This is a genomic window from Nonomuraea sp. NPDC049309 (assembly GCF_043196965.1).
In the GTDB taxonomy this organism is placed as follows: Bacteria; Actinomycetota; Actinomycetes; order Streptosporangiales; family Streptosporangiaceae; genus Nonomuraea; species Nonomuraea fastidiosa.
In genome coordinates, this window is sequence record NZ_JBICSH010000001.1 from 2,118,602 (window position 1) to 2,137,523 (window position 18,922).

18 protein-coding genes are annotated in these 18,922 nt (G+C 73.6%); 8 read left to right on the forward strand and 10 right to left on the reverse strand.

What is annotated here, in order from left to right; all coding sequences use genetic code 11:
* Positions 1 to 73: 73 nt before the first annotated feature.
* Positions 74 to 1,414, reverse strand: coding sequence for a N,N-dimethylformamidase beta subunit family domain-containing protein (locus ACGFIM_RS09500; RefSeq protein WP_393197242.1), 1,341 nt, complete (start codon positions 1,412 to 1,414; stop codon positions 74 to 76).
* 52 nt (positions 1,415 to 1,466) lie between these two features.
* Entirely contained in the window at positions 1,467 to 2,381 is a 915-nt protein-coding gene (locus tag ACGFIM_RS09505) for a lactonase family protein (RefSeq protein WP_393197245.1), read from the reverse strand.
* A 94-nt stretch (positions 2,382 to 2,475) separates the two neighbouring features.
* Here ACGFIM_RS09505 and ACGFIM_RS09510 point away from each other — a divergent pair, with 94 nt between their 5' ends.
* Positions 2,476 to 3,348: a GNAT family N-acetyltransferase gene (locus ACGFIM_RS09510; protein WP_393197248.1), complete on the forward strand. Its 873-nt coding sequence runs from the start codon at positions 2,476 to 2,478 to the stop codon at positions 3,346 to 3,348.
* Positions 3,349 to 3,624: 276 nt separating this feature from the next.
* On the opposite strand, the gene ACGFIM_RS09515 is transcribed toward ACGFIM_RS09510, so the two are convergent.
* Positions 3,625 to 4,647, reverse strand: coding sequence for an alkaline phosphatase PhoX (locus ACGFIM_RS09515; RefSeq protein WP_393197251.1), 1,023 nt, complete (start codon positions 4,645 to 4,647; stop codon positions 3,625 to 3,627).
* Positions 4,648 to 5,054: 407 nt separating this feature from the next.
* The gene (locus ACGFIM_RS09520) at positions 5,055 to 5,522 is read right to left on the reverse strand and encodes a Dps family protein (RefSeq protein ID WP_393197254.1); all 468 of its coding nucleotides are present in this window, start codon (positions 5,520 to 5,522) and stop codon (positions 5,055 to 5,057) included.
* 116 nt (positions 5,523 to 5,638) lie between these two features.
* On the opposite strand from ACGFIM_RS09520, the gene ACGFIM_RS09525 reads away from it, so the two are divergent.
* The 3 genes from ACGFIM_RS09525 (at position 5,639) to mmuM (ending at position 10,090) form a co-directional block, all read left to right on the forward strand.
* On the forward strand, positions 5,639 to 6,682 hold the full coding sequence (locus tag ACGFIM_RS09525; RefSeq protein ID WP_393197257.1) for a MerR family transcriptional regulator: 1,044 nt from the start codon (positions 5,639 to 5,641) through the stop codon (positions 6,680 to 6,682).
* Complete coding sequence (locus ACGFIM_RS09530) at positions 6,679 to 9,066, forward strand: VIT domain-containing protein (protein WP_393197260.1); 2,388 nt, start codon at positions 6,679 to 6,681, stop codon at positions 9,064 to 9,066. The genes ACGFIM_RS09525 and ACGFIM_RS09530 overlap by 4 nt, the downstream gene beginning before the upstream one ends.
* Positions 9,067 to 9,223: 157 nt before the next feature.
* On the forward strand, positions 9,224 to 10,090 hold the full coding sequence (gene mmuM / locus ACGFIM_RS09535; RefSeq protein WP_393197263.1) for a homocysteine S-methyltransferase: 867 nt from the start codon (positions 9,224 to 9,226) through the stop codon (positions 10,088 to 10,090).
* On the opposite strand, the gene ACGFIM_RS09540 is transcribed toward mmuM, so the two are convergent.
* Positions 10,062 to 11,408 carry an MFS transporter gene (locus tag ACGFIM_RS09540; protein ID WP_393197266.1) on the reverse strand — a complete coding sequence of 449 codons (1,347 nt, stop codon included), beginning with the start codon at positions 11,406 to 11,408 and terminating at the stop codon, positions 10,062 to 10,064. The genes mmuM and ACGFIM_RS09540 overlap by 29 nt on opposite strands.
* 126 nt (positions 11,409 to 11,534) lie before the next feature.
* On the opposite strand from ACGFIM_RS09540, the gene ACGFIM_RS09545 reads away from it, so the two are divergent.
* A complete protein-coding gene (locus tag ACGFIM_RS09545; RefSeq protein WP_393197269.1) occupies positions 11,535 to 12,482 on the forward strand; it encodes a LysR family transcriptional regulator in 948 nt (315 codons plus the stop codon).
* 43 nt (positions 12,483 to 12,525) lie between these two features.
* Here the strand turns inward: ACGFIM_RS09545 and ACGFIM_RS09550 are convergent, their stop codons facing one another.
* Positions 12,526 to 12,948: a DoxX family protein gene (locus ACGFIM_RS09550; RefSeq protein WP_393197272.1), complete on the reverse strand. Its 423-nt coding sequence runs from the start codon at positions 12,946 to 12,948 to the stop codon at positions 12,526 to 12,528.
* Between the two features lie 82 nt (positions 12,949 to 13,030).
* Here ACGFIM_RS09550 and ACGFIM_RS09555 point away from each other — a divergent pair, with 82 nt between their 5' ends.
* Complete coding sequence (locus ACGFIM_RS09555) at positions 13,031 to 13,492, forward strand: MarR family winged helix-turn-helix transcriptional regulator (protein WP_393197275.1); 462 nt, start codon at positions 13,031 to 13,033, stop codon at positions 13,490 to 13,492.
* A gap of 225 nt (positions 13,493 to 13,717) precedes the next feature.
* Here ACGFIM_RS09555 and ACGFIM_RS09560 read toward each other — a convergent pair whose 3' ends face one another.
* Positions 13,718 to 14,428 (reverse strand): lysophospholipid acyltransferase family protein, encoded by a 711-nt coding sequence (locus ACGFIM_RS09560; RefSeq protein WP_393199694.1) that lies wholly within the window; start codon positions 14,426 to 14,428, stop codon positions 13,718 to 13,720.
* A 161-nt stretch (positions 14,429 to 14,589) separates the two neighbouring features.
* Here ACGFIM_RS09560 and ACGFIM_RS09565 point away from each other — a divergent pair, with 161 nt between their 5' ends.
* Positions 14,590 to 15,348, forward strand: coding sequence for an alpha/beta hydrolase (locus tag ACGFIM_RS09565; protein ID WP_393197278.1), 759 nt, complete (start codon positions 14,590 to 14,592; stop codon positions 15,346 to 15,348).
* 46 nt (positions 15,349 to 15,394) lie between these two features.
* The gene (locus ACGFIM_RS09570; protein ID WP_393197281.1) at positions 15,395 to 15,886 is read left to right on the forward strand and encodes a hypothetical protein; all 492 of its coding nucleotides are present in this window, start codon (positions 15,395 to 15,397) and stop codon (positions 15,884 to 15,886) included.
* A 193-nt stretch (positions 15,887 to 16,079) separates the two neighbouring features.
* Here ACGFIM_RS09570 and ACGFIM_RS09575 read toward each other — a convergent pair whose 3' ends face one another.
* The 3 genes from ACGFIM_RS09575 to ACGFIM_RS09585 are packed head-to-tail and all read right to left on the reverse strand — an operon-like array spanning position 16,080 to position 18,918.
* Positions 16,080 to 17,189, reverse strand: coding sequence for a hypothetical protein (locus ACGFIM_RS09575; RefSeq protein ID WP_393197284.1), 1,110 nt, complete (start codon positions 17,187 to 17,189; stop codon positions 16,080 to 16,082).
* 38 nt (positions 17,190 to 17,227) lie between these two features.
* Positions 17,228 to 17,980 carry an endonuclease/exonuclease/phosphatase family protein gene (locus ACGFIM_RS09580; RefSeq protein ID WP_393197287.1) on the reverse strand — a complete coding sequence of 251 codons (753 nt, stop codon included), beginning with the start codon at positions 17,978 to 17,980 and terminating at the stop codon, positions 17,228 to 17,230.
* A 5-nt stretch (positions 17,981 to 17,985) separates the two neighbouring features.
* The gene (locus ACGFIM_RS09585) at positions 17,986 to 18,918 is read right to left on the reverse strand and encodes an ROK family glucokinase (RefSeq protein ID WP_393197290.1); all 933 of its coding nucleotides are present in this window, start codon (positions 18,916 to 18,918) and stop codon (positions 17,986 to 17,988) included.
* Between the last annotated feature and the right edge of the window lie 4 nt (positions 18,919 to 18,922).

The window sequence follows — 18,922 nt, forward strand, 5'->3', positions numbered from 1 at the left end:
CCGCGAAGCCCCGGCCCGGCCGCGGGCCCGAAGCGGAGCTCCAGGCTGCGCCCTTCGCGGCGTGGGCGAAGGGTCAGGTGCGGCCGGCGGGGCCCTGGGCGAAGCGGGTGAGGAGGTTGATGGTGGCGCGGCGGGTGAAGGCCGCGGCGGCGTCGGTGACGCCGTGGCCGCAGCGCCTGCCGCGCAGCCCGCACACCCAGCGCATCGTGCCGGAGGCGAACACGCCGGCCCCGCTCGGCGCCGTGTAGTACGTGCTGTGCGCGACGGTGGGCCGCCCGCCGCACGACAGCGGCGACTCGGCGAGCACCTGCACCCCGGCGGGCGAGCCGCGCGAGACCCGGTCGGTCTCGACCCCGGCGAGCCCGGGGAAGACCCGGCCCTTGGTCCCGGCGAAGATCCAGTGGTCCGGCCTGGTGACCCGGTAGGCGGCCTCGGCGGGGTAGCAGTCGTACATCTGCCCCACCAGCGCGCTCTCCGGGCGGGTGTCGCGCCAGAGCCGGCACTGACGCTCCTTGTCGCAGGCGACGGTCCTGCCGTGCACCGCTATGCGCCAGTAGACGGCGTTGGCGCCGAGGAAGGCGAGGTTGGTGCCGCTGTCCCTGGCGCGGGTGACGACCTGGCGCATCCCGGGCGTCCAGTACTCGTCGTGGCCGAGCGAGATCACCGCGCGGGCGCCGTCGAGCGCGCCCGGCACGAGGTCGAGGTTCGTGAGGTACGCGAGCGGCACGCCGCTTTTCTCGGCGACCGCCATGACGTCTTTCTCGAAGTCGAGGAAGAGGCGGGCGCCGACCCCGTCGTACGGGCGGTCGAAGGTGACCGCGCGCGACCTGTCGGCGTACCCGCCGGGCCCCTTGTAGAGGCTGCGCCCGCCCCACAGGTTGTACGCCTGCCAGGTGGTGACCGCGTTCACCAGCACCACGCGCCCGGCGGTGGAGGCCGAGCGCACGGTGACGGGCACGTACCGCTGGGCGCCGGTGGAGGCGTCGAGCCTGATGAGGTACGACCCCTCGGGCCAGCCCGTGGTGTCCACGGTCAGCGAGGGCGGCCAGTGGGCGGCGGTGACCATGCCGTCCACGATGTGGGCGGGCGGCTGCCGCCTGCCCTTGACCGGGTCGGACTCCCACACCTTGGCCGGGTTGGCGCCCATGCGGAAGGCGCGGGCGGTGAAGCGCGGCGCGGTCGTCGAGACGTGCAGGCGCAGCGGCTCGCCGGGCAGCACGCTCACCCGGTCGGCGTACCCCTCGATCTCGTGGTCGGCGCCGAGCCTGGTGATCCGCCAGGACTCCTGCACGTCCAGCTCGGCCGGGATGCGGGGATCGACGGTGACGGGCGCGGACGGAGGCGGCTCGCCGCAGCCGGCGGCGAGCACGACGAGCACGACGAGGAGGGCGGCGACGACGGGCACCTTGCGCACGAGGCCATGGTCGGGGCGCGCCCTCCGTACCGGCGGCGACTTGGTGAACTCCTTACATGATCAGCACGCAGGCGGGACTGTCCACCTCGTACGAGGTGCCGTCCGGCTCGGGCACCCCGTCGCGCAGGCGGAAGCGGGTGACCTTGTTCGCGTACTGGTTGGCCACGTACATCACGTCGCCGTCGATCGCGAAGTGGCGCGGCCAGTCGCCGCCGGTCGGCACCTCGGCCACCCGCGACAGGTCATCGGCGCGCAGCACCGTGATCGTGTTGGGGCCGCGGTTGGCGACGTAGACGAGGTCGCCCTCGACCTGGAGGTGCGAGGGGGCGTTGGCGCCGTCCTGCCGGGAGGCGGGCACGGTGGTGCGGCGCTCGCCGTCGATGAGGGTGACGGTGCCGTCGAGCTCGCCCGCGACGTACAGGCGGCCATCGGCGAACGCGAAGTGGCGCGGGCCGGTGCCGGGGGTCAGTGTGATCGACTCCAGCCGGGTGCCGTCGAGGCGGTAGCGGCGGATCTCGTCGGTGCCGAGGTCGGAGACGTGCAGCAGGCCGTCGTGGAAGACGCACTGGTGGGCGTGGGGGCGCTCCTGGCGCTCGGCGTTCGGGCCCGAGCCCTCGTTGCGCAGCACGATCGGCTCGCCGGAGAACGCGCCGCGCTCGTCGAGGTGGTAGATGACGGCGGTGCCGTCGCCGTAGTTGGCCGCCGCGAGCAGCCTGCCGGTGGGGTCCACCGCGACGTGGCACGGGCTGTGGCCCTCGCTCGGGCGTTCGTCGAGCGGGGCCGGCTCGCCGCTGACCTCGAAGGCGGTGAGCCAGCCGCGTTCGAGCTCGCCCACGGCGTACAGCACCGGGAGCGCCGGGTGGGCGGCCAGGAACGACGGCGCCGCCACCCGCGCGAGGACGCGTGCCTCGCCATCGCCGATCGTGACGATGCCCGGGCCGTATCCGCCTATGCGCACGTGCTTCACAGCGGGGATCCTCCTATGGTTGACTAAGGCAATGAATTCGTTGACAGAAGCAAGGGTCTCTCGGGTCAGAGCTTTCAACCGGTTCTATACGAAGGTGATCGGCGCGCTCCAGGCGGGGATGCTCGACTCGCCGTACTCGCTGACCGAGGTGCGCGTGCTCTTCGAGCTGGCCCAGGCCGGCCGTCTGGAGACCGGCGAGCTGCGCGCGCTGCTCGGCCTGGACGCGGGCTACCTCAGCCGCATCCTCACCCGCTTCGGCAACGACGGGCTCGTCGAGCGCGCACGCTCCGAGTCCGACGGACGCAAGCAGCTCGTCAGCCTCACCCCGAAGGGCGCGGAGGTCTTCGCCGCGCTCGACCGGCGCTCAGGCGAGGAGATCGAGCAGCTGCTCGGCAGGCTGTCCGACGACGACCAGGCGCGGCTGGTCGAGGGCATGGAGACGATCCGGCAGGTGCTCGACGGGACGCGGGAGCGGCGCTCATACGTGATCAGGCCGCCGCGCACCGGCGACCTCGGCTGGGTCGCCTACCGGCACGGCGAGCTCTACAGCGCCGAGTACGGCTGGGGCACCGCGTTCGAGCAGCTCGTCGCCGGGATCGTGGCCGTCTTCGACCCCGCGCACGACACCGGCTGGATCGCCGAGGTGGACGGCGAGCGGGCCGGGTGCATCTTCTGCATGCGGCAGGACGACGAGACCGCCAAGCTGCGCCTGCTGCTGGTCGAGCCGTGGGCGCGCGGCCTCGGCATCGGGCGGCGGCTGGTGGACGAGTGCGTACGGCACGCCCGCGCCGAGGGCTACCGGCGCCTCACGCTGTGGACCCGCGACTGCCTGACCAGCGCGCGGCGCATCTACCGGGCGGCCGGGTTCGAGCTGGAGTCGTCGGAGAAGGGCTCGGAGAACGGGATCGAGCTGGTGGAGGAGATGTGGACCCTCGACCTGTCCACACCCGCCACCGGCTCCGCGTAACCCCCGTCACCCACGCGACCATGGGCTGCCCGGCCCGCCCGGCCGCAGGCACCCCAGCCCGTGCCATTGGCGCCCCGGCCCGCCCGGCCGCAGGCACCGGCACCCGGCTCGGCCGCCTCCACACGAGCGACCCCGCCGCGGCCGCCTCCGCGTGCGGGCCGGTGCATCGCCCGGCGGCCGCCCCCGCACGAGCGCCGTCGCCAATCCCCGCGTCCGCACGATCGGCCCGCCGCCTCCGCGTGCGGGCCGGTGCCCGGCGGGGCCGCCGGGCTGGTGTCAGGAGCGGAACGGGCCGGTGACCTCGAACGTCTGGCCCTCGGTGCGGCCGCGCCTGGCCGAGAAGTAGAGCCGCCGCCCGTCGGGCGAGAACGCGAGCCCCGTCAGCTCGGCCCCGTCGTGGCCCTCCAGCCGCAGGAAGGGCGTCACCGCACGGTCGGGCGCGATCACGTCGATCTCGGGGCGCTCCCTGGCGACGTAGAGGTCACCGGACGGCGCGGCGGTGATGGCGCGCACGCCCGCGCAGAGCCGGTCGAGCGTGGAGGTCTGCGCGTCGTAGGCCCACAGGCCGGTGTCGCCCTTGGTGGTGAAGTAGCACACCCCGCCCGCGTAGTGGCAGGCGTCGCCGCCGTCGAAGTGGCGGGCGTGATCGACCTGGTGGCGGGCCTCCTTGAGCAGGGCGGCCGGCGAGGGCACCTGCTCCCAGCGGCCCGACTCGCACAGCACCTCGAGCGTGCCCTCCGTCAGGTCGCCCCAGTCACTCGGCCGGAACCGATAGAAGCACCCGTCGGGCTCGTCCTCCGTCATGTAGATCACCCCGCGCTCGGGGTCGCAGGCGGCGGCCTCGTGCTTGAACCGGCCCATCGCCAGGCGGGGACGGGCGGCGCGGGCGCCGTACGGGTCGCATTCGAAGACGCGACCGCGGTGGCCGAGCTCGCACGACAGCCACGTGTTCCACGGCGTGGCGCCGCCCGCGCAGTTGAGATCGGTGCCGGAGAGTATGCGGTAGGCGTCGCCGATGCTGCCGTCGGGGCGGAACCGCAGCGCCGACGCGCCGCCGAGCAGGGGCAGCTCGGAGTTGGACACGTAGATCCAGCCGTCGCCGTCGGGGAAGCAGGCGCCGCCGTCGGGGGCGGCGTGCCAGGTCAGACCGGCGACCTTCTCACCGCTACGGGCCACCACCCGGCCGGTGAACCCGGGGGGCAGCGCCAGGCCGTCTGGGCCCGGCAGTCCGAGCGGACCGTACGGGCTGATGCCGCCCGGCAAGAGCGGGCCCGTGCGGAGGAGAGTCTTGTGGGACATCGTGGGGCCTCCCTCTAGGTGCCACGCTAGTCGACCGCACCGACATGAATGGCAGGGACTCGGGTAATCAAACAATCCGCAAACCCCGCCTGTGATCGGCCCGGCCGTGACGCTCCGTGCATCATTCCGGGAGGAGTCCCGCCGCTGTCGCGGGCGGGCGTCACCGTACGTGACGGTGGAATCGTTTCCCGCCTGTCCTCGATCGGGCGGGAAAACCTCGGCGGCTCATCGCCTTCCGGCATGCGAAGGCTCCGGGCATACGAAAGCCCGGGCCGCTGCCCGGGCTCTCCTTCGTCGTACGGCGCCCGCCCACCGCGAGCCGGCGGCGCCGTGGTGGGCCGGCGCTGATGGGCCCGCACTGACAGGCCCACACCGGCAGGCCTGCCCTGCCAGGCCGGCGCCGACGGTCAGCGCTGCGCCTGGAACATCCAGTGCTGCTTGTCGATCTCCTTCGCCACGGCGATGAGCAGGTCCTGGCTGACCGGGTCGGGCTCGTCGGTGGCCTCGATGCGCTCGTACATGCGCTTGCTGATGCCGCTGAGGATCTCGGTGATGGCCGCCACGACCTTGCCGTCCTCCTGCCAGCCGCCTTCGGGCTGCTGGAGCTTGGTGTCGCGGGCGATGGTGGCGGCGCGGCCGTCCGGGTTGGCGCCCAGGGCGACAACGCGCTCGGCGACGGTGTCCGCGTGCTCCCTCGCGATGGACACCAGCTCGTCGAGCTGCAAGTGGATGGGACGGAAGTGGGAGCCGATGAGGTTCCAGTGGAACTGCTTGGCGACCAGGGTGAGGTCGATGAGGTCGACGAGGGCGCCCTGGAGGGCTTCAACAACTGTGCTCTTGGCGTCGTCCGTGAGAGGTCCGGTGATGGTAGCCATGACTACTTTCCTCCCCGCCTGTCGGTGTTTACACCTGCTCCCAACCAATCTCCCCCGCCGCTTCTTCCGGGATCGCAACATTGACACTGTAATAATGACAGTGTCATTGTGGAGGTATGAGCGAGACCTGGACGATCGGCGAGCTGGCCGAGCACGCGGCCCGCGCCCTGCGCGACGGCGCGGCGGCCCCTGTCAACGGCCGGGTCCGCGACGTGCCCGGCGAGCGGCTGATCAGGTGGTATACGACGATCGGGCTCGTCGATCCGCCGCTGACGCGGCGCGGCAGAGTCGCCCGTTACGGCCGCCGCCACCTCCTCCAGCTCGTGGCGATCAAGCGCATGCAGGCGGCCGGGCACTCGATCGCCGAGATCCAGGCGGCGCTCGCGGGTGCTGAAGATCACACCCTTGAGGCGGTCTCAGGGCTGTCTCTGCCGCACCCCGGGACCGTCCACGGCGGCGCCTCCACCGCCGGAGAGCCGCCCGCGAGCGCACGGCCCCTCGATGACCCCGCCTCCCCCGGAGAGCCGCCCACGCGCCTGCGGCCGCTCGACATCCCCGCCCCCACCGGAAAGCCGCCCACGCGCACACGACCCCTCGACGCCCCCGCCGGAGGGCCACCCACCCGCGCGCGGCCGCTCGACATCCCCTCCCCCACCGAAGAGCCGCCCACGCGTGCGCGGCCGCTCACGGGGCGGGCGCGGTTCTGGGCGGAGCGCCCGGGGAGCCCGGCCGAAGGGCCGGACTCCGCCGCCGGACGGCGAGGGCCGGAGCCGAAGGACCCCACGGCCGTAAGACCGGATCGCGCGGGCTCGCAGGCCGCGCAGCACACGCCCGCGGCTGGGGGCACGGCCCCTCGGGCCGATGGGAGCAGCCGGGACGCCGGGCACACGACCCCTCGGACCGGCCGGGGCGCCGGGCGCACGGCCTCCCTGGCCCGTGGAAACGGCCGCGGGACCGGGGACGCGGGCTCCGCGGCCGCGCAGCGGGTGCCGGTGAGCGGGCGGGAGGCCGGGTCCGTGGTGATGAGGGGGGTCAAGCTGGCCGACGGGGTGCGGCTGGTGCTCGACGAGGGCCGGGCGCTGACCGATGAGGACGTTCATGCGGTGCTGGCGGCGGCCGGGCCGCTGCTCGCGGTGCTCGAAGAGAGGGAGCTGACATGAAGATCACTTCGCTGGAGCCCGCGCGGTGCCTGCCGGTGCCCGACGCCGGGTTCGGCGCGCTGCGGACCGAGCGCGGCAATCTGCCGCTGGAGAGCGTGGACGTGGACGCCGCGATCACCGGGCTGATCGCCGGGGTGGAGGTCACGCAGGGCTTCAGGAACCCGTACGACGTGGCCCTGGAGGCCACGTACGTCTTCCCGCTGCCGGACAGGGCGGCGGTGACCGGCTTCCGCATGGAGGCCGACGACCGGGTCGTGGAGGGCGTGCTCAAGGAGCGCGGCCAGGCCAGGGCGGACTACGACCGGGCGCTGCGCGAGGGCAGGCGGGCCGCGATCGCCGAGGAGGACCGGCCCGACGTGTTCACGATCAGGGTGGGCAACATCCTGCCGGGCGAGCGCGTCTCGGTGCGCCTGAGCATGAGCCAGCCGCTGCCGTACGAGGACGGCGCGGCCACGTTCAGGTTCCCGCTGGTGGTGGCGCCGCGCTACATCCCCGGCGGCCCGATCGACGGGCCCGCCGCCGGCGACGGCACGGCGCCCGACACCGACGCCGTGCCCGACGCCTCCAGGATCAGCCCGCCGGTGCTGCTGCCCGGCTTCCCCAACCCCGTACGGCTGTCGCTGGCCGCCACGGTGGACGCCGCCGGTCTCGAGCTGCGCGAGCTGGCCTCCTCCCTGCACGTGACCGAGGAGGAGGGCGGCGCGGACGGCAAGCGTACGGTGCGGCTGCGGCCCGGCGAGCGGCTCGATCGCGACTTCGTGCTGCGGCTGTCGTTCGACGCGTCCACGGCGCTGCTGCTGGACGGGCGCGGCACGTTCGCGCTGACCGTGCTGCCGCCGCCGCTGCAGGCCGCCCGCACGCCGCGCGACGTGGTGCTGCTGCTCGACCGCTCGGGCAGCATGGGCGGCTGGAAGATGGTGTGCGCCCGCCGGGCCGCCGCCCGCATCGTCGACACGCTGACCGCGCAGGACAGGTTCGCGGTGCTGACGTTCGACTCGGTGGTCGAGGAGGCGTTCGAGGGGCTGGTCGAGGCGTCCGACCGCAACCGCTACCGCGCGGTCGAGCACCTCGCCAGGGTGGACGCCCGGGGCGGCACCGAGATGCTCGAACCGCTGCGGCGGGCGATCGCGCTGCTCGACGGCCGCGCCGAGGGCCGCGAGCGGGTCGTCGTGCTCGTCACCGACGGCCAGGTGGGCAACGAGGACCAGATCCTCGAGCAGGCGGGCGGCGCGCTGTCGGCCATGCGCGTGCACACGGTGGGCATCGACAGGGCGGTGAACGCCGGGTTCCTCGGCCGTCTCGCGGGGCTCGGCGCGGGCCGCTGCGAGCTGGTGGAGTCGGAGGACCGGCTCGACGCGGCCATGGATCACATCCACCGCAGGATCGGCGCTCCCCTGGTCACCGACCTGGCGCTCAAGGACCTCGACGTCGAGCCGGACACCGTCACCCACCTGGGGTCGATCTTCCCGGGTGTGCCGCTGCGCGCGTACGGGCGCTATCGCGAGGGCTCATCGGTGACCGTTCGGGGGCTCACCTCGCAGGGGCCGTGGGAGGAGCGCGTGGACGGCGTCACCGTGGACAACCCGGCCCTGCGCGCGGTGTGGGCCCGCGCCCACCTGCGGGAGCTTGAGGACCGATACGCCATGGGCGAGCACGACCTGGAGGAGCGCATCGTGCGGACCTCGCTGGAGTACGGCGTGCTGTGCCGGTTCACCGCGTACGTGGCGGTGGACACCCGGCAGGTCGCCGGCGAGGGGCCGCGGCACCGCGTCATCCAGCCCGTCGAGCCGCCCAGCGGCTGGGAGATGCCGCAGCCGCCGGGGATGGGCGCGTTCGGGGCGAACGTGATGCTGGCCGCCGCGCCGGCGAGCCCGTCCGGCATGCGCGTGCCGCAGCCCGGGCTGGGCGTCCAGGCCGAGCAGCGGGGCTTCTTCGCCGGAGGCCCGGGCGGCGGGCCCGCCGCTCCCTCGCCCAGGCCGGTCGCTCCCGCCGGGCGAGGTGTCTTCGGCGGCCCGGCCGCCGGGCGGCCCGGCTGGGGCCGTGGCGGGCGGGCGGCCGGCGGGCGGCTGGAGTCGGTACGCCCCCAGCTTCGCGCCGAGCTCGACCGGCTGGCGGCCATGCCCGCGCCCGATCTGCTCTACCTGGCCGACCTGGGCACCCGGTTGCGGGCGCTGGCGGCCTACCTGGGAGGCAACGAGGAGCTGGAGCGGCTGGCCGAGGAGCTGGCGGCGGCCGAGCGGCCGGGCGCGGACGCCCAGGCTCTGCACGAGCGCGCCGTCCAGGTCCTCACCGCGCTCACCGGCTCCGCCGCCGCTCCCCCGGCGCCCGGCGCCGGTCCTGACGACGGCCCCCGTCCTCGCGGCCCTTTCTGGAAGCGCGGCTGACCAGGCGGCGCCCCGGGCAGACGGCGACCGCCTGGGGCGCCGGGGCCGCGGCTGATCGCATCCGGACGAGGCCGCGGGCCCGCGCCCTCATCGACCGCGTGGTCGATCGCGTCCGGCTGGGGCGCCAGGTGCGCGTGGCGGCTCGTAGGCTGAACGGGTGACGACTCTTGTCCTGGACGGAGGGCTGGCCACCCAGCTCGAGAGCCTCGGCGCCGACCTGCGCGACGAGCTGTGGTCGGCGCGGCTGCTGGTGGAGGAGCCGGAGCTGATCCGGCAGGCGCACGCGTGTTACTTCGCCGCGGGCGCGGACGTGGCGATCACGGCCAGCTACCAGGCGACGCTGCCGGGCTTCGCGCGGCGCGGGCTCGGCGCCGCCCAGGCGGAGCGCCTGCTGCGGCTGTCGGTCGAGCTGGCCGCGCAGGCCCGCGACGAGCACGGGCGGGGCCTGGTGGCGGCCTCGGTGGGCCCGTACGGCGCCTATCTGGCCAACGGCGCCGAGTACACCGGCGACTATGACCTCGACGAGGACGGCCTGTACGCCTGGCACCGCCCCCGCTGGGAGATCCTCGCCGACGCCGGGGCGGACCTGCTGGCCTGCGAGACGATCCCGTCCTATCCGGAGGCGCGGGCGCTCGCCCGGCTGCTGGCCGCCACGCCGGGGGTGAAGGCGTGGGTGAGCTTCTCGTGCCGCGACGGCGAGCGGCTGTGCGACGGCACGCCGATCGCCGAGGCGGCCGCCCTGTTCGGCGGCAACCCGCACGTGGTGGCCGTGGGCGCCAACTGCACGGCGCCGCGTCACATCCCGGGCCTCATCGGCAGCCTGTCGGGCGGGCTGCCCGTGGTGGTCTATCCGAACTCGGGCGAGACGTGGGACGCGGAGAACCACCGGTGGGCGGGCCTGGCCGACCCGGTGGAGTTCGGCCAGGCGGCCAAGGAGTGGCAGCAGGCGGGCGCGTCGCTGATCGGCGGTTGCTGCCGTACGACACCCGAGCACATCAGGCAGATCCGCGCGCACCTGTCCTGAGCCACCAGCCGGTCAGCAGCCCGCCGGCCAGCACGACGGCGGCGACGGTGCGAAAGCCCGCGCCCATCCCGTACGCGGTCATGGCCGTGCTCATGACGGCCACCCCGACCGCGCTGCCCAGCTCGCGGGTGGCGCTGTTGAGCCCCGATCCGAGGCCCGCGCGCTCGCGCGGCAGCGCCGCCATGATCTCGTGTGACAGCACGGGCACGGCGAGCCCCATGGCGGCGCCCATGACCACCAGCCCCGCGGCGTAGAGCGGGTACGGCATGGCGGCGTCGGCGAACGACAGCAGCGCGAGGCCTGCCGCGTTCCCGGCGAATCCCGCCGCGACGGCGGCGCGCGGGCGGAAGCGGCCCGCCATCCGGGTGAGGGTGATCATGGGGACGGCGACCGGCAGGATCGCCGCACCGGTCAGCAGCGGCGAGAACCCCTTGACCTCCTGCAGGTAGCGGGCGTTGACGAAGAACAGCGCGAACAGCCCGAAGAAGGTCACCGCGATGCCGAGCGTGCCGGCCCGCAGCCGCGCGGAGGCGAACAGGCGCGGGTCGAGCAGCGGCGTGCGGGCGCGGAGCTGGTGGGCGACGAACACCGCGAAGAGCACGATGGCCGCCCCGGACGCGCCGAGCACCGGCACGCTCGCCCATCCGGCCTCCGGGCCTTCGATGATGCCCGCGAGCAGGGCCACGGAGGCGGCGGTGAGCAGCGCCGTACCGGTGAGTCCGAGCGCGGCGGGGTGCCGGGGCACGCGCGGCACCACGACGGCCACCAGCGCCGCGAGCGCGAGTGCCGGCAGCGCCGGCACGGCGAACAGCGCCCGCCACGGCAGGTACTCCATGATCAGCCCGCCGCCGAGGTTGCCGATCACTCCGGCGATGCCGGTGGCGGCGGTCCAGGTGGCGACGGCCCGGCCGCGCAGGGCGGCGGGGTGCGCGCCGACGGTCAGGGCCAGCGAGGAGGGCATGATCAGGGCGGCTCCCGCGCCGCTCAGCGCGCGGGCGGCGATGAGCGTGCCGGTGCCGGGGGCGAGCGCGGCGGCCAGGCAGCCGGCCGCGAACACGGCGAGCCCGGCCAGCAGCACGCCCTTGCGCCCGTAGCGGTCGCCGGCCGCGCCCGCGGGGATGAGCAGGCAGGCGAAGACGATGACGTACGCGTCGACGATCCACGTGAGCTGGGCGGGCGACGGGTGCAGCTCGCTCGCGAGCAGCACGGGGATGGCGAGGTTGACGGCGGCCACCAGGGAGACCGCGACGATCACGGAGGCCGCCATGAGGGCGGTGATCCGGGTGCGCGCGGGATGGCCCGTGTCCGGGCCGGTCATGGAAGCGGTTGGAGGCATGCGAAAGCTCCGGTCAGAGATGGGGTGAACGTGGGCGGAGGCCTCCCGCGGGCTTCACCGTAGACTCGGACCGGACATGACCTCAAATGCATCTTTGTCAGGTGATATATGCGTCGGACGCAAGCGAGCCTCGACCTGCTGATCGCGCTGGACGCGCTGCTGGAGGAGGGCAGCGTCTCGGCCGCCGCACGGCGGCTGCACCTGTCGGAGCCGGCGATGAGCCGCACGCTGGGGCGCATCCGCCGGGCGATGGGCGATCCGGTGCTGGTGCGGTCGGGGCGGCAGATGGTGCCGACGCCGCGGGCGCTGGCCGTTCAGGGCGAGGTGCGGGCGCTGGTGGAGGCGGCGCGCAAGGTGTTCACCCCGCAGGAGGAGCCGGATCCGGCCACGCTGGAGCGGCGGTTCGTGATCCTGGCGTCCGACGCGATGATCACGGCGCTCAGCGTGCCGCTGCTGACCGAGGTGCGGGCGGCGGCGCCGGGTGTGCGCTTCCACTTCATCCCCGAGGGGCACGAGGACGAGCCGGCGCTGCGCAGGGGCAGCGCCGACCTGGTGCTGACGGTGATCGCCGATCCGGAGCCGGAGACGCGGGTGGAGCCGCTGCTCGCCGATCGGGCGGTCGGCGTCGTACGTCCCGGGCATCCGCTGCTCGACGGCCCGGTCACGCCCGAGCGGCTGGCGGCGGCCGAGCACGTGATCGCGAGCCGGCGCGGCCGCGGCGCGGGGCCGGTGGACGAGCTGCTGGCCGCCATGGGGCTGTCGCGGCGAGTGGCGGGCTCGGTGCCGACGTTCGGCGCGATGCTGCTGGCGGTGCGCGAGTCGGAGCTGGTGGGGCTGACGGCGGAGCGGCTCACCCGGCCGATGTACGAGGCGCTGGGGCTGGTGACATTCCCGCTGCCGTTCGATCTGCCGGAGATGACGCTGTCGCAGGCGTGGCATCCGCGCCACGACGCCGATCCCGGGCACGCGTGGCTGCGGTCTCAGGTGCGGAACGTGGTCGGCGCCGCGTTCCCCGCTATGCGGAGGAACGCGGCGCCGGATGATCGCAAGGCGTGAAGGCCGCTCTCACGGGGGGCACTGCGCGGCTTCGCGACCGCGGTTACGCGATGACGGGTGCGCTGCGGCGGCGCGGCAGGACGTTGTCGAGCGCGAACGCTCCCCCGCCGGTGAAGCCGACCGCCAGGCTGGCCGCGGCCAGCGCCAGCACGAACTCGTAGCCGCCCTCGCCGGCCAGGCCGTTGGCGCCGTGCACGAAGACGATGGCGCCCACCATGTCGAGGGCGAGCAGCGTTCCCGCGATGGGCAGCGCGGCGCCGAGGATCAGCGCCAGACCGCCGAGCACCTCCAGCGCGGCCACGGCGGGCGCGGCGATGCCGGCCAGCGGGATGCCCACCGACTCGAAGAACTTGGTCGTGCCCGCGATGCCCATCGTCGCGAACTTCTGGTAGCCGTGCACCAGGAAGATCACCCCGACGGCGACCCTGGCGAGCAGCAGAACGACGGGACGCGCCTGATCCACCATGCGTGCTCCTCGTGAGATGTTCAGATTTGAACGACCACTCTAGCAGTGATGGTTCAAATTCGAACGACAGTACACTGAGCCGGTGACGGACCCCCGATGGCTGGACTCGACGGAGATGGCCGCCTGGCGCGCCTTCCTGTCCACCTTCCACCTGCTTGAGCGCCGCATCGAAGAGCAGCTCAAGTCCACTGCCGGGCTCACCCACCCGCAGTACGAGATCCTGGTGCGGCTCTCCGAGGCCCCCGGGCGCAGGATGCGCATGACCGAGCTGGCCAGGGGGGTGGTGGCGTCGAAGAGCGCGCTGACGTATCAGGTGACCCAGCTGGAGAAGGCGGGGCTGGTGGCGCGCGAGACCTGCCCGTCGGACGACCGGGGCGTGCTCGCCGTGCTCACCGACGAGGGCATGCGGTGCCTGGAGCGGGTGGCGCCCGGCCATCTGGAGGTCGTACGTGCCTACCTCATCGACCGGCTCAGCCGCGAGGAGCTGCAGGCGATGACGGACGCCATGCGCAGGGCGGAGCAGGCGTTACGCTCCCCCGCCTGACCGACCCGGCCTGTATCCTCCACCGCCCGGCCTCCCGGCCGCCCCCGGCTTGCACGCTCCCCCTGACCGCCCCCCGGCCTCCGCCTGACCGTCCCGGCCGCCCCTCGCGGGCGCGCCCGGGACACCGCCCGCAGAGGACGTGGGAGACCGGGCCGGCTCGCGCGCCCGGGTCGGCTCATGCCGGAACGCACTCCGGGCCGGCTCATGCCGGCTCGCGCAGCCGGGTCAGCTCTTGCCGGCGGCCGCGGCGCGGGCCGCGCGCTCCATCTCCACGCGGGCGCTCGCGGCGTACTTGTCGACGTACTCCTGGCCCGACAGTTCCATGAGCGCGTACATGATCTCGTCGGTCACCGCGCGCAGCACCAGCCGGTCGTCCTCCATGCCGTAGTAGCGGGAGAAGTCGAGCGGCTTGCCGAACCGCACGCCGGGACGGATGCCGAGCTTGGGGAACAGGCGCCCAGGCGGCATCATCTCGTGCGTGTTGATCATCGCCCACGGGATGACCGGCGCACGCGACTCCAGCGCGAGCCTGGCCACACCGGTCTTGCCCTTGTAGAGGCGGCCGTCGGGCGAGCGGGTGCCCTCCGGGTAGATGCCGAGGATCTGGCCCTCGCGCAGGATGCGCAGGCCGGTGCGCAGCGCCGCCTCGCTGGCCTTGCCGCCCGAGCGGTCGATGGGCACGGTGCCGACGCCGCTGAAGAACATCCGGGTGAAGAAGCCCTTGATGCCCTTACCGGTGAAGTAGTCGGCCTTGCCGAGCGAGATGACCTTGCGGCGGATCTGCAGCGGGCCGAAGAAGTGGTCGGCGAAGGACAGGTGATTTCCGGCGAGGATGGCGGGCCCGTGCTTGGGCACGTTTTCCGCACCCTCGGTCCAGGGCCGGAACACGAGGTGGAGGAACGGCCCCAGAATGGCCTTGACCACCCAGTAGAACACCTGGCACCTCTTCCTGCTCACGTCGTCGAGATCGGCAGAGTCATCTTCCCACCTCGCGGGCCATGCTCCTACCGCGCCTCTCGCACAATTACCCCAGAACGTGCGACGATCGGGCCGTTCCGGCGGAAATCGCCGGAATGAAACAGCACGGAGGAGCTGTTATGCCGCTCATGCCAGGCGCGGAACCCTACCACCATGATGCAGGCCCGGTGGGCGTGCTGCTGTGCCATGGGTTCACCGGAACGCCGCAGTCGCTGCGGCCGTGGGGTGAGTACCTCGCCGGGCACGGGATCAGCGTGTCGCTGCCCCGCCAGCCCGGTCACGGCACGACGTGGCAGGAGATGAACCGCACTCGCTGGGAGGACTGGTACGCCGAGGTGGAGAAGGCGTTCGCCGATATCCAGGGCCGCTGCACGGAGGTGTTCGTGGCGGGGCTGTCGCTGGGCGGCTGCCTGGCGCTGCGGCTCGCCGAGGTGCACGGCCCGGCGATCAGGGGCGTGATGGTGGTCAACCCCTCGATCGCGCTCGACGTGCCGCTGCTGAGGCTGGCTCCGCTGCTCAAGTGGTTCGTCCCGTCGGTGCCCGGCGTCGCGAACGACGTCAAGAAGCCCGGCGTGACGGAGCTGGCCTACACCCGCACCCCGGTCAAGGCCGCGGCCTCGCTGCCGAGCCTGTGGTCGCTGGTGCAGGCCGACCTGGCGAAGGTGACGCAGCCGCTGCTGGTCTTCCGCAGCACGGAGGACCACGTGGTGAAGCCGACGAGTGTCGCGATCATCCGCGCGAAGGTCCCGCAGGCCACGATCGAGGAGCTTACCGATAGCTACCATGTTGCGACGCTGGACAATGATGCCGACAGGATCTTTGCCGGGAGCCTCGACTTCATCCGGACACATGCCTCGGTACCCTTGCAGAGGGACTGATCGCACCCAGGGGGAAGTCGCGATCGCTGCGGAGAGGCCCATCTAGGTGACGCCCCAGAGTGACGAGGACGAGGTCTGGCGGCAGATCGTCGCGTCCTTCAACGACACAGCCGAGCGCGACTCGGCCGACCAGCCATGGCCGGACAGCGAGAACCTCCCCGCCGAACCGACCCGCCGGGTGGTCAAGCCGTCCGAGGCCGAGCCCGGCGTCAACGGCGCCACGCTGCACGACGGCATCGACGGCGGCCTCGACGACGCCGACGACGCGGCCGGCCCTGACGAGGAGGACGAGGGCCACTACGTGCCCCCGCCGCCGCCTCCGCTGCCCAAGCTCGACCTGCCGACCAAGCTGGCGTGGGTGGCGCTGTTCGGCGGGCCCGCCTACCTCCTGGTGGCGGCCATGGCGAGCTGGCACATGGAGGGGTGGGCGCTGTTCACGGCGGTGGCGGCGTTCATCGGCGGCTTCGTGGCGCTGGTCGTGCGCATGGGCGACGGCCCGCCCAACGACTCCGGCTGGGACGACGGTGCCCGCCTGTAGAACGGCCCGCCTGTAGGCGGGCGCGCGCTGAGCGGCGTCCGCCGCGGAACGGCTCTCGCCTGTGAGCGCCGCCTCCGGCCGGCGCCCGCCTGCTGACGGCGCCGCCTGCTGACGGCGCCGCCCGCTGACGGCGCTCTCAAGAAGCGCCATGAGCGCCGTCTCACGTGCACCCGGGACGTGGCCGGGGCACGGGTCAGGACTTCTGCGTGCTCGTCTTGGGCACGAACGACTCCACCACGTCGGTGTACTGGTCGTCCGAATCGACCGCGTGGCCGACCGCCCAGACCGTGCCCTTGTCCGCGAAGTAGGTGACGGCCTGCAGGCGCACGCTGTTCCTGTCCTTCTGCGCGGCACCCCTGATGATCGTGCAGGAGCCCTTCTCGCAGCGCAGCATGAACGGCACGTTGGCGTGCTCGGGGTCGTAGCCGGTCATCCAGTAGCGGCCCTTGCCGTCGCCGGTGACGCCGTAGAGCCTGGCTTCGGACGAGCCGGGCAGCCGCAGGCGGCTCCAGCGCTTGCCGTTCCAGATGAGGGCGAGCGGCGAGATGTCGCCCGGGCCGCGGTAGACGCCGCCCACGGCCACCGCCCGCTTGGGGCTGTCGACCTGGATGTCGCGCAGGTAGCCGCCGGGGATGGAGGGCAGCGTCATGGACTTCCACGAGCCGCCCGTGTAGTGGACGATCAGCGGCCTGGTGCCGGTGTCGCCGACCGCGAAGCCGTCGGAGACCGCGTAGAGCGCGCCCTTCTCCTTGGTCTGCTGCACGGTCCAGGTGCCGCCCTGGCCGGTGATGATGAGCCCGTTCTTCTCGCGGCTGCCGACCGCGACCACCCGCCCCGGCTTGGCGTCGATGCCGCCCAGCCAGTCGCCGGCGCGCAGCCCCGGCGGCCTGACCCTGTCGAACCCGCTGGTGTCGCCGTGGGCGAGGTACGGCAGCCCGTCGTGCCCGTCGCCGACCGCCCACACGTCGGATGCCGACGCGGCGGCGAGGCTGCGCAGGTTGCCCGCGGCGGTGGCGTCGCGGATGCCGATCTCGGACCACCTGCTGCCGTTCCAGTGGCGGATGGTGCCGCGGTTCTTCCAGACGTCCCAGATCTCCTGCTGGCCGACCGCCCACACGTCGTCGGGCGTGATCGCGAGCACGTCGGACAGCGAGCCGTCTGCCTGCAGGCGCACGCTGCTCGACTGCTGCCACGCTTCGGCGGCGGGCCGGGGATCGGCATGCGCGGCGGGCGTGACCTGCGTCAAGGCCACGGACGTCGCCAAGATCAGAGAGAGCGCACGCCGCTGAGAGCGACGGGTCATGTAGGAAATGCTACGGGCTCGCCCGCCGGTCTTGCCCGCTAGTGCCCAACTCTCAACTCCGCCACGACCGGGAAATGGTCACTGGCACGCACCGCGTCGGATCCGGTTGCGGGCACCGCGCACGACACGACCGGGGTGTCGCGCGCGGCGAACACCGCGTCGATCCGCAGGTGCGGGCCGTGCGCGGGGAAGGTGGGACCGCCTCCCGCGGGGGCCTCGGCGTGGCAGTCGGCCAGCCGGGCGGCCAGGTGCCGCCAGGCCGGCTGGTGGTCCTGCTCGTTGACGTCGCCGCCGAGCACGACCGAGGCGCCGTGGCGGGCGGCGACGTCCTCCATGATCGCGGTGATCTCGGCGGCGTGGTACGTCCTCGCCGCCTGGTCGAGGTCGAGATGGAACGAGCCCACGGCCAGCCGCGCCCCGCCGCTCTCGCTCCGCACGGCCGCATCGCCGCCCCCGCCGCCGCCCTGGTGCCGCACGGGCTCCACGACGGCCACGGCCAGCGCGCGGCGTTCCAGCCCGCGGAAGGCGCGCAGCGCATGGTGCTCGGCGTGCAGCACGCGCACGCGCGGCCCGGTGAGCACGGCGACGCCGCCCACCCTGCCGTGGGTGGCGACGGCGAGCCCGGCGCGGGCCGCGAGCGCGGCCCTCCTGGCCCGCCAGCGGCCGAACCTGAGCGCCTCCTGCACGCACAGCACGTCGGCGCGCAGCCCGGCGATGACCCTGGCCAGCGCGGCGACGTCGTCGCGCAGCCCGTGCAGGTTGTACGTCGCGACCCGGACCGGGACCGCCACGGGCCCTAGCGTCGCCTCGCCAGGTCGGCCGCGCCCACCACGCCCGCCGACGCGCCCAGCTCGGCGAGCCGGATCTCGGCGAGCGGCCGGTGCCCGCGCCCGGTCAGCCGCTCGGCGAACGCCTCCCTGGCCCGGTCGATGAACAGGTCGGCGGCCCTGGACACGCCGCCGCCGACGATGAAGCAGCCGGGGTCGAGGATGGCGGCGAGGTCGGCCATGCCCTGCCCGAGCCAGTCGGCCAGGCTGCGGAACGCCTCAAGGGAGACCTCGTCGCCCTTCCTGGCGGCCTCGGTGACCTCCTCGCCCTCGATCTTGCCGCCGGCCAGGGCGAGCAGCGTGGCGGCCCGCTCGGGGTGCTCGTCGGCCAGCTTCCTGGCCTCCTTGACCAGGGCGTTGCCGCTGGCGTACTGCTCCCAGCAGCCGATGTTGCCGCAGCCGCACTCGCGCCCGCCCGGCTGCACCTGCATGTGGCCCAGCTCGGCGCCCATGCCCCAGCGCCCCCGGTAGAGGCTGCCGTCGAAGACGAGGCCGCCGCCGATGCCGGTGCCGAGCGTGAGGCAGACCACGTGGGACTGACCCCTGCCCGCGCCGAACCTGGTCTCGCCCCAGGCCATCGCGTTGGCGTCGTTCTCGACCACGACCGGCAGGCCGACCAGCCCGCTGATCTTCTTCTGCAGCGGCTCCTCGCGCCAGGCCAGGTTGGGCGCGAAGCGGATGACGGAGCGGCTCTCGTCGACGAAACCCGCCGCGCCGACTCCCACCGCCTCGATGTCGCGGCCCTCGGACAGCTCGCGAACGACGTCGGCCACCGTCTCCGCCACCTTGTCGGGGCGGTCGGCGGCGGTGGGCCTGAGTGTGTGTTCGACGATCTCGCCGTTGTCGTCGACCACACCGGCGGCCACCTTCGTCCCGCCGATGTCGACACCGATCGTGAGCATTGCC